Genomic DNA, 15,152 nt, shown 5'->3' with positions numbered 1-15,152 from the left:
GGGCGTTTTCGTTTGACCCGAAGCATGTTCCATGATACTATACGTAGGAAAAGTATCTATGAATGGAAATGAGGGTATACAATGAGCGATCACGTGCATGACGAGAACTGCGATCACGATCATGACCACGAAGAGCACGTATTCCTTGTCACGGACGAGGAAGGCAATGAACGCGAGATGGTGATGGTATTTACGTTCGAATCCGAAGAGCAGGTATACTCCGTCCTGCTGGATCGCAACGATCCGGAATCCGACGGCGTTATCTTCCGCATTGAGGAAGAAGACGGCGAAGCATTCCTCGTCGGGATCGAAGACGATGCCGAATGGGAACGCGTCACGGCGATCTACGAAGAAATCGCAAAACGCGAAAACGAAGGCCAATAACAACCACAAACAAAAACTCCGATGCCCGGAAGGCAGCGGAGTTTTTTTGATTTACGGACGACGGCATGCTATTTTCGCGGGTTATAGTAAATGGTCCGGCCATTGAACATCTTCAGCTCGGCTTTCAGCTGTTTGGCCATATACTTGCACAGTTCGTTGGCCTTCGATTTGTCGCCGTGCGTGGCGGAATCCGGGAGTACGACCTGGACATGCGATACGCTGGCATCCCCGGCCGCTTCCGACCCGACGCCGAACAGGATGTGATTGTACTGCGGCGTCGTTCCTTTGAGATAGAACCAGCGGTCTTCTTCGCCCGGCTTCGTCTCCACCGTGTACGGGAAGGCAGCCTCGACGTAATTCCAGTCCAATTGTTGACCGGTCAGCGCCGTTTGTTCCTTGTAACGGCTAAGCCGGTCCTTCACCTCCGCAAGGCTGAGAGCTTCGACCGCGGACCCTTGAACGAATTTAATGTAAGCGCTTTGACTCATCATCGTCCACCCCCACCAACATCATAGCATTCCGAAAATCGATTGACAATAACCGGAAATGAAGCGAAAAAGTCCCCGGGACTCGCCTGGAGACGGGCAAGCACCGGGGACGGCGGGATCAGGAGATGGCTTCTTCTTCCACGATGACCTTGACGAATTGAATGCTGCGGTCCTCTGGACCTTTGACCGGTAATCCGACTTCGACGTGGTCGACGATGTAATCGATGTTGGTCTGGGAGATGACCTCGCCCGGCAGCAGGATCGGAATGCCCGGCGGGTAGACGTAGATGAACTCCGCGATGATCCGACCGGCGGATTCCTTGAAGGGCACAACCTCCGTGGCGGCGTAGAACGCGTCGCGCGGCGTGAGCGAGAGATGCGGGATCTCCGGAATCTTGACGACGAGCTCGTGGGCTTCGTTCACTTGATGCTGCGCGGCCAGGTCGCGCAGGGCGACGAGCAGTTTGCCGACGGAATCGTCCGTGTCGCCCGGCGTTACGAGCGCCAGAATATTGTACATATCGCTGAGCTCGACTTCGATGTTGTAATGCTCCCGCAGCCAGTTCTCGGTCTCGTAGCCGGTGATGCCGAGATGCCGTACGTGAATCGTCAGCTTGGTCGGATCGTAGTCATAGGTCGCTTCCGTGCCGAGAATCTCTTCGCCGATGCAGTAGAGGCCCGGCATATTGTTGATCTCGGTGCGCGCATACTTGGCAAGATCGATGGCCTTCTCCGCGATGTCATGGCCGTTCATCGCCAAGTTCCGGCGGGACGTGTCGAGCGAAGCCAGGAGGATGTACGAGGTCGAAGTCGTCGTGAGCATGCTGATGATCGTTTGGACGCGTTTCTGGTTGACCCGTTCGCTGCGAACGTTCAGGACCGAGCTCTGCGTCATGGAGCCGCCCAGCTTGTGCACGCTCGTGGCCGCCATATCGGCGCCGGCCTGCATGGCGGACATCGGGAGCTTCTCATGGAAATGAATCAGCACGCCGTGCGCTTCGTCCACCAGGACGGGAATATCGTAGCTGTGCACGAGATCGACGATTTCTTTCAGGTCCGCGCATATGCCGTAGTAGGTTGGGTTAATAACGAGTACGGCTTTCGCGTCGTGATGGCGGTCAAGCGCCCGCTGCACGGAGCGGGTGGTGATGCCGTGGTCGATCCCCAGATTGGAATCGCGCGCCGGCGAGATGAAGATCGGACGGGCGCCGGCGAAGATGATGGCGGACATGATCGATTTGTGCACGTTGCGCGGGACGATGATTTTGTCGCCGGGCGAACAGACGCTCAGAATCATCGTCATGATGGCGCCGCTTGTTCCTTGCACGGAAAAAAAGGTATAATCGGCTCCGAAAGCGTCGGCCGCCAATATTTGGGCTTCTTCGATGACGCCGGTCGGTTGATGCAAATCGTCGAGCGGCGCTATATTTATCAGATCGATCGACAGGGCGTTGTCGCCGATAAACGCGCGAAATTCGGGGTCGCTGCCCATCCCCTTCTTGTGTCCGGGGATATGAAATTGAACGGGGTCTTTTGCCGCATGCTCCGTCAGGGCGGTGAACAGCGGGGTCCGGGTATGATCCATTGCTTCTTCATCCCAGCCTTTCATCTTGGATTGTTACAAACAAAGTTGAGTATAGCAAAAACAGGGGGGATTGCAAGCGGCATTTTTGTTGAGACTAGAGGAACGAAGGCTTAGCCGGAAATAGGCATGAAAGGGGAACCGAAATGGAGATCGCAAAGAGCTGGGCGGGAAAAAAAGTGCTGACTTCGCCGTTCGTGGTCCAGCTGCTCGTCATTATGTATTTCGTTGAATTCGTCAAAGGCGCGCTGCTCGTTTCTATTCTTCCTGTTTATATGAGACAGGAGCTGAACCTGACCGCTTACGCGGTAGGCTGGGCGCTCGCGCTTCAATATATCGGGGATAACGCGTTCCGCTCGCCGCTGGGCTGGATCATCGACCGTTTCGGTTATCGCTACGTGATGCTGTTCGGCGTCTTATTCACCAGCGCGTCCGTGCTGATCATCAGCTTTACGAGCGGTTTCGGCTGGATCGTGGTCGCTTGCCTGCTGCTCGGCATCGGCACTTCTCCGCTGTGGCCCTGCGTGATCAGCGGGGCGACGACCGTGGCGGGCAACGAATCCAGCGGCACGATCATGAGCGTCGTCTACATGGCCTGGCTGACCGGCGTCGGATGCGGACCGATCGTCATCAATTTCTTCATCGCCCATACATACGCGCCCGGATTCCGCATCCTGATCGGCATGATGCTGTTCGTCGTGCTGGTCGCGCTGTTCCTTCCGAACAGGAAGCAGTCGATGGCGCTCGAGAACCGCGAAGTTCCGCATGTCTCGGAACATGCGCATCTGCCATGGAGGGTCCGCGCGCGGCGGTATTTTGCCAAAGTCGGCGCATCGCTTCACGCGAGCAAGCTGCTCTACCCGGCGATGTTTACCCAGAATTTCGCGCTGGGACTGCTGACGCCGGTGCTGACGCAATACGCGCGCACGGTGCTGCATCTGACTCCGCGGCAGTACAGCATGTACTTGGTGGCGGGAGGCGCCGTGACGGTGCTCGGGTTGATCCCGGTCGGCAAATGGGTGGACCGCTTCGGAACCCGGTGGTTCCTGCATGTCGGCTTCGTCGTTGCCGCCGTTTCGCTTATCGCGCTCGGTTATTCGCGTTCGCTGCCGCTCGTGCTCCTGATCGTGGCCTTCGTCGGCCTCGGCTACGCTTGTATCATCCCGGCATGGAACGCGCTGATCGCGCAGGCGATCCCGAAATCGGAGCGCGGCGCCGTATGGGGCTTCTTTCTGACGATCGAAGGACTCGGCATGGTCTTCGGCAGCATTTCCTCCGGCAAGCTGTGGGACAAGCTGGGGCCGCACTCGCCTTTTCTCGTCAGCGGCGCGGTGCTGCTCGTCTTGTTTGTTCTTCATTTGTTCATAACCAGGCATCGGACAGATGTGGTACGATGATTGGAGTGGAGGGAACAAGATGAACAAAGACAAACGTTTAGGCATCGTAATGGTCATGCTGATGACGACATTTATCGGTTTCGGGATTATCATTCCGGTTCTGCCGGAGCTTATTAAGGAAGCGAGCCCGGAAGCCGTGGAATTCCACACGGGGATGATGCTGTCCCTGTATTCGCTCGTAGCATTTATCATTTCGCCGCTTTGGGGCGGCTTATCGGACCGGATCGGACGCCGTCCGGTCATCTTGATCGGCGTGCTCGGCTTCGCGGCGAGCTTCCTGGTATTCGGCATCGCGGACGGCAGCCTTCCGATCATGTACGCTTCGCGGCTGCTCGGCGGCTTGTTCTCGGGCGCCGTGACGTCCGTGATCGTCGCGTACGTGGCGGATATCACGCCGCCGGATCAGCGCACTAAGGGCATGGGCCTCGTCGGGATGTCCATCGGCCTCGGATTCACGATCGGACCCGGCTTCGGCGGCCTGCTCAGTCTCGTCTCGGGCAATACGCCGTTCTTCGCGGCGGCCGCGCTGGCGCTCGTCACGTTCTTCATCGCCGTGACGAAGCTCCCGGAATCGATCACGCCGGAGATGCGGCAAACGGCGCAGGAGCGCAAACCGTCCAGATGGAGCGCCTTCACGGGTTCGTTGAAATATCTTTACGTACTGGCGCTGTTCGTATCGCTGTCGCTCGCCGGGCTCGAAGCGACGCTTCAGCTGTTCGGCTTGCAGCGCTTCGACGTGACGCCGCTGCAGGTCGGCTTCATGTTCCTGATCTGCGGCCTGGTCGGGGCCCTCATCCAGGGCGGCGTCGTGCGCAGAAGAATCCGCAAAGGGCAGGAGCCCATGTACATCGCGGCAGGCTTGGTTATATCGGCCGTCGGTTTCCTGCTGCTGGTGTCCGCGCATACGTTAGCGTCGGCGACGATTTATCTGGCGATCTTCGGCATCGGCAACGCGCTCATCCGCCCTTGCGTGACATCGCTCATTACGCAGAAGACGACGGTGGGGCAAGGCGTGGCGTCGGGCCTGAGTTCGTCGATGGACAGCCTGGGCCGGATCATCGGCCCGCTCGTGGGCGCCGCTTTGTTCCATGTGCATGTTACGCTGCCCTATGTGGCGGGGGGCATTCTGTCGATCGCCGCGCTCCTGTTCTTGTTCCGTTTCCGCAGCTTGGACCGCAAGCACGGCGCGGTGGAGCCGTCGGCATCGGCATAGCGAATGCCGGCAGTCACTGGATAAAGGCAGGTCATATAAAAGAAGCTTCGCGCGCCGCGCGAAGCTTCTTTTTGTCGTCGTTCAGGCCAAACCAAGTCCGCGCATGACGAATCGTATCGTCTCCTCGCGTTCCCGCTCGTCGTCCCAGACCGCATCCTCCCGTTCGCCGTAAACCGTCCGCACGGCAATGTAGCCCATGATCGCCGAGATGCTGAGCCGCACGACGGTCGACGACGGCAGCTCCGCCATCAGTCCTTGTCCTTGAAACTTGGCCACGATGCGCTGCAACCGCTCGAGGACGATGCCGAGCACGTCCCGTTGAAACCGCTCCTGCATCTCGGGATGGAACGGAATTTCCTGCAACAGGATCTTCAGGATATTCCGGTTCTTCTGCAGAAAGTCGATCCGGTTCTCGATCATGGCGCGCAGTACCTGGTCATAGCTGTCGTACTCCGAATCGAGCACCTTATTGAAGCCGCGCAGCACGAAAGGCGCGATCAGCTTCGTCATCGCGGGCGCCACGATGGCAAGCAGCAGGTCCTTCTTCGTCTTGTAATGGCGGAAGATCGTGCCCTCCGCCACGCCTGCCCGCTGGGCGATCTCGCTCGTGGAGGAAGAGGCGTAGCCTTTCTCGGCGAAGACCTCGATGGCCGACTGGACGATTCGCGACTGCTTCTCCGTCATTTTCCCGCACGCGCCGTCTCCCTTCAGCAGTTCCTCGATCCATGCTTCCTTCGTGTCGTCCATGACGCCAACTCCCTTGGTACGCTTCGACTTTCGATAGACTCTATCCTAGCATAGCCGCCGGCCGTTTTAAATGGCGCGGTGCTTCTTGAGGGCGACCACGTTCAGCAGGGCGAATACGGCGGAGAAACCGACGAGCACATAGACGTCCGCACTGATGCCGGACCAGCCTTCGCCGCGGATCATGATGTCCCGCATCGCGTCCGCGCCGTAATAGAGCGGCATGATGCGGCTTAGATACTGCAGCCACGGCGTCATGGCGTCGAGGTTGAACAACCCCGAGAAAAACACCTGCGGCACGATCACGAGCGGAATGAACTGGATGATCTGAAACTCGTTGCTCGCGAAGGAGGAGAGCAGCGTCCCCAGCGTCAATGCCGTGAGCGACAGCAGCAGGTTCATGAGGAGGACGTACCAGATGGAGCCGTCCATGTATAGCCCGAGCACGTCGATCGAGAACCAGGCAATCAGGGCCGCCTGGAGCAGCGTGAACAGGCCGAAGCCAAGCAGGTAGCCGAACACGATCTCGGTTCTGCGGATCGGGGTCGCGAGCAGCCGTTCGAGCGTGCCGCCGGTGCGTTCCCGCAGGAAGGAGACGCCGGCCAGCATGAAGACGAAGAAGAACGAGAAGAAGCCGATCAAGACCGGACCGAAGGAGTCGAAGGAAGCCATGTCCGCGCTGCCGTGCAAATACGAGATGCGGGGCTGGACGGATTGCGCGCCTTCGCTCAGGACGCGCTGCAGCAGCAGCAGCACCGATTGGTTCATGGAAGGATCGCTGCCTTCGAGCGTAACGGAGGGTTGGCCGCCCGCGAACGTGAGGTACGCATCCAGTTCGCGGTCCCGCAGCGCCCGTTCGGCGGCTTGCGGGTCCGGATAGGCGGCGACATGCGTCCCGGCTTTCTCCAATTGTTCGCCGACGGCCTCGGACGGAGCCTGCACGAGTCCGATATCCGGTTCGACGGCGTTGCCGTTGAAGACGAGCTTCATGAGTCCGAGAATAAGAAGCGGGGCAAGGAACAAGAGCGCCAGCGTCCGTTTGTCCCGGACGAATTGGCGAATGATGCGAATGGCCAGCGCGCGGATTCTCATGCTCGTGCACCTCCCCCGAGCGCGATGAACGCATCTTCGATCGATGCGCTGCCGCTTTGGCGCTTGATCTCCTCGGGCGATCCCGTCGCGGTCAGCTTGCCGTCGCGGATCAGCCCGAGCCGACCGCATTTCTCCGCTTCGTCCATGACATGCGTCGTCAGAACGATCGTGGTGCCGCGCTTGCGCATGTCGCCGAGCTCCCGCCAGATGGACTGCCTCAGCACGGGATCGATCCCGACGGTCGGCTCATCCAGCACGAGCAGCTCCGGCTCGTGGAGCAGCGCGATCGCCAGCGACAGCCGCCGCTTCATGCCGCCGGAGTAGGCGGACACGGCTTTGTTAAGATGCGCTTCCAAATCGACGATCGCCATGGCGGCCTGCATGCGCTTATTCATCCGCTCGCCTTTCAAGCCGTAAAGCGCGCCGAAGAACGTCAGATTCTCCTTGGCGGTCAGCTCGCCGTAAAGCGCGTCGGACTGCGCCATGTAGCCGAAGCGCTGCAGCATGGCAAGCTTCGGCATCGGTTCGCCGAGCATGCGGACAGTGCCTTCGTCGGCCCGGTCGATGCCGGTCATCAGCTTGATCAGCGTCGTCTTGCCCGAGCCCGACGGGCCGAGCAGACCGAATAGCTCGCCCCGCTCGACCAGGAGAGAGACGCCGTCCAGCACCGTTCGGCCGCCGAAGCGCCTGGTGACGCCGCGGACGTCGATGACCGGAACGGCAGAGGAAGCTTGGATTGGGGACATGGATCATCACACCTTTCACCATAATGAGTGATTACTCGCATTTATTCTATGCCAATAGCATAGGAAAGTGAAGTGAGTAATCACTCATTTTTTGATGAAAGAAAGAAATTTTATGAAGGTGCTTCGGGAGCCGCCCGCGCTGTCTTCGTTCCGCGCATCAAGTCGACGGCGAAGACGATCATGAACGGCAACACCGCGCAGGCGAAGCCCCACATCGGGTGGATAGCCGTTACTTCGTAATTCCATTTCGCCTCGCCCCGGGTCAGGCCCGCGAACGACACGGAAGCCATGAACGCCGCGAGCGGGAAGATCAGCATGCGGTCCTTCTTCAGCTTCAGCAGGTGAATGCAGGTCTGATGGGCGGTGAATAGCACGATCGTCGTTTTCATGAACGAGGCCAGAATAAGGGAGTAGCCGATCAGTGCCTCGAGCCGCGAGAAGACGTCGATGAGGTTGACGGAGCGGGCTACCTCGAAGAGCGAATATTTGCGGTCGCCGGCGATCGGGCCGAATACCAAGATGGTGACGACCGTCGTGCCCGCCAGCGAGAGCGCGTTGACGAGCACGGCCATCAGCGCCTTTAACTCGAACTTCTTCGCGAAGTTCGGCACGTAGCAGAGAATCATCGAGAACAGCACCAATTCGCAATAGGGGAACCCGTAAGAAAAGTACATGCCGTGCAGCATCGGCTTCAGCCCGTCCGGAAACACGGGCAGCAGATTGCCGAACGCGTAATTATTGACGGACAAGAACGCGATCAAGATCGCGAACAGCATGACCGTGCTCATCAGCAACGGGAATAAGCCCGCCATTTTGTCCATTCCGGTGCGGACGGAAAGCGCCGCCACGAGAAAGGATAGCACGACGAACCAGCACGCGGAGGTATTCCGCATCATGGAGCTGTTCAGGAACAGCGCGATATCCAGGACGATGGCGGCGCCCATGTGGATCTGGTAAAACAGCAGCATCAATCCGAAGGCGACGGTGACCGGCGTGCCGACGGCGCCGCGGCTGTATTGGATGAAATTTTGGCCGGGATGGCGCTTGGCAAGCAGAATGACTGGGAGAATGGTTAACATCCCGAATGCCGCGGTGATTAAAATGCTGATCCAGGCGGCATTGCCCGCGAATTGAATCATCGGGCTCGGAATGTTGATGATGGAGGAGCTGGTCAAAAAAACGAACATCAGCAGCGCCGCCTGGTTTGCCGTGATTTTGATTTCCAACGTACTCATCCTTTCGCTTTGAACCATTTGAACAGCGCGTCCGACATCGGTCCGAACAGCGCGTTCGCGGCGTCGTAATAGGTTTTCAAATGAAGCCAACCTTCCGCATGCACCATATGGTACAAGCAGAAGAGGAGCAGCAGCCCGTAAATCAGTTTCACGCGCGTCGGCCGCGGGCCTTCGCGGACACCGTCTTTGTAATCGACCGCCAGCATGCAGACGAGGCTGACGATCACGAGCGCTACGAACATGATCTCACTTCCGTTAATCTTGATTTGGCTTCAGCAGCGTATTCCCGGCGTTCGTGCCGTGCGTCAGCACCTCGGTATCGACTTCGATATCGAAATCGAGCCGGGCAAACCGTTCCGGCCAATCCTTCTTCCATTGCCGCCAGCGCTTCGGATCGCGCTTGTAGATGTCGTTTCCGATGCCGAGCAGATCGGCCTTATCGCGTATCAGATGCGCCAAAGACTGCTGCATGCGCTGTTTGATCGCCGCGGATATTTTATCCTCGTAGTCGTTTTCCTGCTTTTCGTTGCCGAGCGTCGTGCAGGACAGCTCGAGCGTCGCCACGACCGCATGCACGCGATAGGTGACGCGGGCGCCCGATTCGCTCAGTTCGATTCTCCGATGGCCTTTGAATCGCAGCATCTCGGCGGATTCGTCGAGCGGCGCCGTTTGCGCTTCCCCTTCTTCGTTCTCGCTGCTCTCGGAATTTTGGGCCGCCGAGCAAGGGATTTCGACGACGCCGTTGCTGTAGCGGTTCAAGAGCATCAGGAGCCCTTCGGTTTCCTGACCGTTGAAGCGGTCCGAGACGAGCCCGTCCTTGATGATCGTGAGCCCCGCGACGCCCGGTTCGCCGCCGATGTCCTTGGCGCTGAGGGCGAGATACGGAATCGCGCCGACTCCCGACTCGCTGCGAAGCTGCAGGGCCAGCTGAAGCAAATTCGTGCCGAGCGTCTTGCCGCTGTATTCGTTTTCGGACCTTTCGCTCAGGTAATATTGCTGGCTGATCGTATTTTCGATGAACGGCTTGGTATCGAAATAGTCCGAAGCCTTGCCTCGCGTAACCATTAGAGAAATGGTCAGCCGCGGTTCGTTGTCGCGGTAGAAGAGATCCAGCAGCTGCGGCACGGGAACCCTGCGGGCGATCTTCTCGCTGATGAGTATGACGCGCGTATGGCTGAACTGGGCTTTGCGCCCGAGATGAATCGTAATGTCGCGGATCGCTTCCATGACGGAGGCGTCCTTCGTGCGGATATTTACGTAAGGCCGTCCGGTTTTGCCTTTGGAGGCGATCGTCTGGGACGGTTTGTAGATCTGGAACGTGACCATCACTTGGCCGCTTCCGGCATCGTCGATGCCGATGCCCATGACGAACCCTTTGTCGGGAAGCTCCGCCCTGTCCCCGCAGCCGGAGACGGCGAAGCCGCACAGCAGCAGCAGCACGGCGGAAAGCCGAATGCGCGTAGTTCCCATGAGTACCTCCTATGCCTGCCGTTCGTTACGAGTTCCCCTGCCTGCGCCCGCGCGCTTTGTCGCTCTTCATCAACGCTTTCAGCGGTTTGCGGTACACCGTGTTTTGCAGTTCGCCGACCGTCCACGGCGCCAAGGGCTTCATGTAGGGGACGCCAAGCGACTTGAGTCCGATCAGATGAATCCACATGATGGAAAAGCCGATCATCAGGCCGAAGATGCCGAGCATCGCCGCCAAGATCATCAGCGGAAGCTGCAGCAGCCGGAGCGAGACGGCGAGGTTGTACTGCGGCAGCGCGAACGACGCGATGCCGGTCAGCGCGATCACGACGACCATGCTCGGCGAGACGATGCCGGCGTTGATGGAGGCTTCCCCGACGACGAGGGCGCCGACGATGCTGACGGCGGAGCCGACGGGGCGCGGCAGCCGAATGCCGGCTTCCCTCAGAATCTCGAAGATGAACACCATCAAGACGGCCTCCACGAAGGCGGGAAACGGAATGCCTTCCCTGGCGTCGACGACGGCGAGCAGCAGCACGGTCGGAATCACTTCCGGATGGAACGTCGAGATCGCGATGTACAAGCTCGGAAGGCCGAGCGCGATTATCAGCGCGGCGAAGCGCAATACGCGGATGAAGTTCGACATCAGCGTCCGCTGGTAGAAATCCTCGCTCGATTGCAGCAGCTCGAAGAACGTGGTCGGGCCGATCAGCACGCTGCCGGTTCCTTCGACGAGCACGATGATTTTGCCGTTCAGCAGGGCGGAGGCGGCGACGTCCGTGCGCTCCGTGTAGCGGAATTGCGGGAAAGGCGTCCACGTGCGCTCCTCGAGGACATCCTCGATATAGCTCGTCTCCAGCACGTCTCCGTCGGGAAGGAGTTCGATCCGCGACACGAACGCGTCCAGTACCTGCTGCTCCACGATGCCCTCCATGTAGCCGAAAGCGATGGCCGTGCGCGATTCGCCTCCGGTTTGCAGGAAGTTGAATTTGACGCTGGAGTTCTGGACGCGCGCGCGGATCATGCCGATGTTCTTCTTTAAATTCTCGACGGTGGATTCGCGCGGACCTTGGACGACGGGCTCGGTGACGGGCTCGCTGACCTGTCTCGTCTCGAATCGCCCCGGATGGAAGCTGATCGCATGATTCCAGCCGTCGATGAAGATGATCAGACAGCCGCTGAGAATGAACTGTTCGGCCTCTTCCAACGAATCGATGACCAGGCCGGATTCTTCCGAGGCAATGCGGTTGCCGAAGCGCTTGACGATCATCTCCAGCGTGACCTCGGAGCCGTCGCCGATCTCGTGCTGCACGATGTCCTGCAACATCTGTTTGAAGTAATTGGTCCGTTTGTCCAGCACGAGCGTGTCCAGGTAGAAGGTCATGGCCTTCAGCCGGAGTCCGGGGCCGTAATGCCACCGATAGGCGGTCAGATCCGAGCAGGGATGGAAGCGGGCGCGGAGATACGCGGAGTTCTTGTCGATATCGCTGAAGACCGGCACTGCCATAACATCCCTTCCCTTCCAGCTTTGGCTTGATTATCAGCGTTCCAAATCAGGCCCTTTTTTATGCATGGGGCATGCGCGGCTACGTCGCCGGACGCTGCGCGTTCTCCGCCTCAGGTCGGGGATAAAGACTGGTCTGCAGACGTTTACGGACCCCCGGCGGGAACAGGTAGACTTTAACAAGGAGTTCCGAGGAGAACCATAGTCTGAAAGGGGAATGGAAAAGAAATGCAATGGATTACGAAATGGGCGTTCAATAATAAAGCCGCGATGAAGCTCGTCGTGCTGATGGCGCTGGCGATGGGGGTCGTCAGTTATTTCCGGCTGCCGATGGAATTTCTGCCGGAAGCGGATAACCCGATGGTGACGATCGCCGCGATCGGCCCAGGCTACGACGCCAAATCGATGGAAACCGAGGTAACGGCCAAGCTCGAGGACGCGGTCCAGTTCGTCAAAGGCAAGAGCCTCATGACCTCGTCGTCCGGCAACGGCTTCTCGAAGATCGATTTGTCTTTCGATTCCAAGACGAACATGAAGGAAGCGAAGACGGAAGTGGAAACGGCGGTGCGCGCGGTGCAGCTGCCCGAACGGGTCATGACGCCGTACGTGGTCCAGTTCAACACCTCGATGATCCCGATCTCCTGGGTGTCCGTCGGGCTGGACGGCGTGAACGAAGCCGACCGGGATAAAGTCGAGAAAGACTTGATCGACGAATTCAAAAAAGTCGACGGGGCCGGCCAGGTTTCCCTCGGCGGCAAGTCGACGCCGAGCGTGTCGATCGTGCCGGACACGGCGAAGCTGACCGCCAAGGGCGTGCCGTTCCAGGCGCTGATGGGCGTGCTGCAAGGACGCAACGTCTCGGCGTCCATCGGGGAGAAAACGATCGACGGCGCCTCCGGCAACCTGAGCGTCGAAGCGAACGTGAGCGATCTCGACACGCTCCGCAGATTGCCCGTGGCGCAGGGCGTAACGCTCGGCGAGGTGGCGGAAGTGAAGATGGATACGCAGCGGGAAAGCATCAGCAGCCTAAAAGGCAAGGACGTGCTCATGCTGACGATATCCAAGACCGCGAACGCCAACGCCGTGAAGGTCGGCGATGCCGTGCAGGACACGGTCGAACGACTTAACAAAGACATCAAGGGCGTCGACATCCAAGTGCTGTCGAGCACGTCGGAGCAGGTCGTGCACTCCGTGAATTCCATGCTGCGCGAAGTCTTGATGGGCGCTTTGTTCGCCACGATCGTCATCCTGCTGTTCATGCGCAACCTTCGGGCGACGCTCGTGACCATCGTCTCGATCCCGCTGTCCCTCGGCATCACGCTCTATCTGCTGCAGATATCCGGCGTGACGCTGAACATCATCACGCTCGGCGGGGTCGCGGTCGCGGTCGGCCGTCTCGTCGACGACAGCATCGTCGTCATCGAGAACATCTACCGCAGGCTGCAGAAAGAATCGTTCTCGATCGGCCTGATCACGGACGCCACGAAGGAAGTGGCGACGGCGATTACGTCGTCCACGCTCGTCACGGTCGCGGTTTTCCTGCCGATGGGGCTGCTGCGCGGCTCGCTGCAGGCGTTCCTGCTGCCGTTCGCGCTGACGGTGACGTACTCGTTGCTCTCGTCCCTGCTTGTCGCGCTGACGGTCGTGCCGCTGCTGAGCGCCGTGCTGCTGCGCAGCACGAGAATGAAGGAGCACGAAGGCTCCAAACGGTTCACCGCTTTCCTCGGCTGGTGTTTGGCGCATAAATGGGTGCCGCTCGTCGTTTCGGTCGTCCTGTTGGTCGGCTCCGTCGGCGCGTACATGGCGATGCCGAAGGGAGCGCTGGATTCGTCCAGCGCGTCGAACCTGAACGTAACGCTGGAATATCCGAGCGAAACCCCGCAGGACGCCGTCATCGAAGGCGGGCGGAAGCTGGAAGGGTTCCTCGGTCAACAAGCCGGCATCGATTGGGTCTTGATGCAGAACGGCAACAGTTCGGACGGCGCCCAATACGGCGAAGTGTCCTCGCCGACGCTCGTGACGTACTTGGTGCAGATGAAGAAAGGCGCGGACGCCGAGAAAGTCATCGCCGACGTGCAGAAGCAGCGTACGGCGTTCCCGGGCGCGGATTTGAACGCGGGCGCCATGGACTTCATGAGCGGCTCCGGCGGCACGCAGGTGCTCGTCGACGTGACGGGAGACGACCTCGACGCGATCGCCAAAGGCGCGGACCAGGTCATCGCGGCGATCAAGCCGGTGAAGGACGTGCTGAAAGTCAAGACGAACCAGGAAGAGAAGAAGCCGGTCTATACGTTCGAGCTGGATCCGGCAAAATCGAACGGCCAAGAGGTCGCATCCCAGCTGCAAGGGCTGCTCAATCCGATACCGCTCGGCGCGCTGACGATCGATAACCGTCAAACGAACGTCGTGCTGCAGCCTTCCGTCGATCCGAAATCGCCGGCCGATTTAAGCGGGCTTACGATCATGACGGCCTCCGGCCCGGCGCCGGTATCGTCGGTCGCGAAGCTCGTCAAGAGCGAGCGGCCGAGCGTCTTCTATCATAAGGACGGCAAGCCGTACGTCCGCGTCATGGCTGACGTCGATCCGGCCCAGCTGTCGATCGTCGGCAAGGAAATCACGAAGAAAGTTAACGCCCTGAAGAAAGCGGAAGGCGTCGCGTATACCGTCGGCGGCGCTTCGGCCGACCAATCGTCCGACTTCGCGGATCTCGGCATCATCATGCTGATCGCGATCGGCATCGTCTATCTGATCATGGTCGTCACGTTCAAGACGCTTCGCGCTCCGCTCGCGATTCTGTGCTCGCTGCCGCTCGCGGCGATCGGCGCGGTCGTGGGGCTGCTCGTCACGGGCGTCACGCCCGACTTTACCGCCGTATTCGGCGCGCTTATGCTGGTCGGCATCGTGGTGACGAACGCCATCGTCCTGATCGACCGCGTGAAGCAGAACGAACAGCGGATGACGATTCGCGAGGCGCTCGTCGAAGCGGCCGCGACCCGTACCCGTCCGATCCTGATGACGGCCATCGCGACGATCTCCGCCATGCTGCCGCTCGTCTTCGGATCCTCGGAGAGCGGCAGCATCGTCTCGCAAAGCCTGGCGATCGTCGTCATCGGCGGCTTGGCCGCGGCGACGCTGCTGACGCTCGTCATCGTCCCGTGCATCTACGAGCTGTTCTTCTTCCGCAAATCCAAGCGCCAGCGCAGCGCTGCGCGCGTGGAGCACGCGGCGTAAAGCAGCCCTGAACGCGCAAAAGCCCCGCGCCGGTTATCCGGCGCGGGGCTCTTTGTTGTCATATCCGGT

At 59.6% G+C, this 15,152-nt stretch carries 13 protein-coding genes; 4 read left to right on the top strand and 9 right to left on the bottom strand.

Translation table 11 applies throughout. The features are described from left to right. Positions 1 to 81: 81 nt before the first annotated feature. The gene (locus AC50YL_RS02770) at positions 82 to 384 is read left to right on the top strand and encodes a DUF1292 domain-containing protein (protein ID WP_161740835.1); all 303 of its coding nucleotides are present in this window, start codon (positions 82 to 84) and stop codon (positions 382 to 384) included. A 68-nt stretch (positions 385 to 452) separates the two neighbouring features. On the opposite strand, the gene AC50YL_RS02765 is transcribed toward AC50YL_RS02770, so the two are convergent. Together AC50YL_RS02765 and AC50YL_RS02760 are read right to left on the bottom strand one after the other, a co-directional pair. After that, complete coding sequence (locus tag AC50YL_RS02765) at positions 453 to 872, bottom strand: DUF1885 family protein (RefSeq protein ID WP_494829780.1); 420 nt, start codon at positions 870 to 872, stop codon at positions 453 to 455. A gap of 118 nt (positions 873 to 990) precedes the next feature. Beyond that, positions 991 to 2,457, bottom strand: a complete 1,467-nt coding sequence (locus AC50YL_RS02760; RefSeq protein WP_494829125.1) for an aminotransferase class I/II-fold pyridoxal phosphate-dependent enzyme — start codon at positions 2,455 to 2,457, stop codon at positions 991 to 993. 143 nt (positions 2,458 to 2,600) lie between these two features. Here AC50YL_RS02760 and AC50YL_RS02755 point away from each other — a divergent pair, with 143 nt between their 5' ends. Then, complete coding sequence (locus AC50YL_RS02755) at positions 2,601 to 3,851, top strand: MFS transporter (protein ID WP_494829123.1); 1,251 nt, start codon at positions 2,601 to 2,603, stop codon at positions 3,849 to 3,851. 19 nt (positions 3,852 to 3,870) lie between these two features. After that, complete coding sequence (locus AC50YL_RS02750; protein WP_494829121.1) at positions 3,871 to 5,064, top strand: MFS transporter; 1,194 nt, start codon at positions 3,871 to 3,873, stop codon at positions 5,062 to 5,064. A gap of 81 nt (positions 5,065 to 5,145) precedes the next feature. Here AC50YL_RS02750 and AC50YL_RS02745 read toward each other — a convergent pair whose 3' ends face one another. From AC50YL_RS02745 to AC50YL_RS02715, 7 genes are all read right to left on the bottom strand, one after another. Then, on the bottom strand, positions 5,146 to 5,811 hold the full coding sequence (locus AC50YL_RS02745) for a TetR/AcrR family transcriptional regulator (RefSeq protein WP_494829120.1): 666 nt from the start codon (positions 5,809 to 5,811) through the stop codon (positions 5,146 to 5,148). A gap of 66 nt (positions 5,812 to 5,877) precedes the next feature. Beyond that, positions 5,878 to 6,900 carry an ABC transporter permease gene (locus AC50YL_RS02740; RefSeq protein ID WP_494829118.1) on the bottom strand — a complete coding sequence of 341 codons (1,023 nt, stop codon included), beginning with the start codon at positions 6,898 to 6,900 and terminating at the stop codon, positions 5,878 to 5,880. Next, complete coding sequence (locus AC50YL_RS02735; RefSeq protein ID WP_494829117.1) at positions 6,897 to 7,646, bottom strand: ABC transporter ATP-binding protein; 750 nt, start codon at positions 7,644 to 7,646, stop codon at positions 6,897 to 6,899. Before AC50YL_RS02735 ends, AC50YL_RS02740 begins: the two co-directional genes overlap by 4 nt. A 110-nt stretch (positions 7,647 to 7,756) precedes the next feature. Continuing rightward, complete coding sequence (locus tag AC50YL_RS02730; RefSeq protein WP_494829116.1) at positions 7,757 to 8,872, bottom strand: GerAB/ArcD/ProY family transporter; 1,116 nt, start codon at positions 8,870 to 8,872, stop codon at positions 7,757 to 7,759. Between the two features lie 5 nt (positions 8,873 to 8,877). Continuing rightward, on the bottom strand, positions 8,878 to 9,123 hold the full coding sequence (locus AC50YL_RS02725; protein WP_494829114.1) for a hypothetical protein: 246 nt from the start codon (positions 9,121 to 9,123) through the stop codon (positions 8,878 to 8,880). A 13-nt stretch (positions 9,124 to 9,136) separates the two neighbouring features. Continuing rightward, positions 9,137 to 10,351 (bottom strand): Ger(x)C family spore germination protein, encoded by a 1,215-nt coding sequence (locus AC50YL_RS02720; protein ID WP_494829112.1) that lies wholly within the window; start codon positions 10,349 to 10,351, stop codon positions 9,137 to 9,139. A 25-nt stretch (positions 10,352 to 10,376) separates the two neighbouring features. Continuing rightward, complete coding sequence (locus tag AC50YL_RS02715; RefSeq protein ID WP_494829110.1) at positions 10,377 to 11,855, bottom strand: spore germination protein; 1,479 nt, start codon at positions 11,853 to 11,855, stop codon at positions 10,377 to 10,379. 225 nt (positions 11,856 to 12,080) lie between these two features. On the opposite strand from AC50YL_RS02715, the gene AC50YL_RS02710 reads away from it, so the two are divergent. Next, positions 12,081 to 15,083: an efflux RND transporter permease subunit gene (locus AC50YL_RS02710; RefSeq protein WP_494829109.1), complete on the top strand. Its 3,003-nt coding sequence runs from the start codon at positions 12,081 to 12,083 to the stop codon at positions 15,081 to 15,083. Positions 15,084 to 15,152: the final 69 nt, after the last annotated feature.

The sequence above is a fragment of the Paenibacillus sp. J22P277 genome, assembly GCF_059383675.1.
Note: the sequence above shows the minus strand (reverse complement) of the source record. Positions and strands in the feature narration are given on the sequence as shown.

Bases quoted from the DNA above. Each gene is read 5' to 3' on its own strand.
- AC50YL_RS02770 (WP_161740835.1), top strand. From the start codon at position 82: ATGAGCGATCACGTGCATGACGAGAACTGCGATCACGATCATGACCAC.
- AC50YL_RS02765 (WP_494829780.1), bottom strand. From the start codon at position 872: ATGAGTCAAAGCGCTTACATTAAATTCGTTCAAGGGTCCGCGGTCGAA.
- AC50YL_RS02760 (WP_494829125.1), bottom strand. From the start codon at position 2,457: ATGGATCATACCCGGACCCCGCTGTTCACCGCCCTGACGGAGCATGCG.
- AC50YL_RS02755 (WP_494829123.1), top strand. From the start codon at position 2,601: ATGGAGATCGCAAAGAGCTGGGCGGGAAAAAAAGTGCTGACTTCGCCG.
- AC50YL_RS02750 (WP_494829121.1), top strand. From the start codon at position 3,871: ATGAACAAAGACAAACGTTTAGGCATCGTAATGGTCATGCTGATGACG.
- AC50YL_RS02745 (WP_494829120.1), bottom strand. From the start codon at position 5,811: ATGGACGACACGAAGGAAGCATGGATCGAGGAACTGCTGAAGGGAGAC.
- AC50YL_RS02740 (WP_494829118.1), bottom strand. From the start codon at position 6,900: ATGAGAATCCGCGCGCTGGCCATTCGCATCATTCGCCAATTCGTCCGG.
- AC50YL_RS02735 (WP_494829117.1), bottom strand. From the start codon at position 7,646: ATGTCCCCAATCCAAGCTTCCTCTGCCGTTCCGGTCATCGACGTCCGC.
- AC50YL_RS02725 (WP_494829114.1), bottom strand. From the start codon at position 9,123: ATGTTCGTAGCGCTCGTGATCGTCAGCCTCGTCTGCATGCTGGCGGTC.
- AC50YL_RS02720 (WP_494829112.1), bottom strand. From the start codon at position 10,351: ATGGGAACTACGCGCATTCGGCTTTCCGCCGTGCTGCTGCTGCTGTGC.
- AC50YL_RS02715 (WP_494829110.1), bottom strand. From the start codon at position 11,855: ATGGCAGTGCCGGTCTTCAGCGATATCGACAAGAACTCCGCGTATCTC.
- AC50YL_RS02710 (WP_494829109.1), top strand. From the start codon at position 12,081: ATGCAATGGATTACGAAATGGGCGTTCAATAATAAAGCCGCGATGAAG.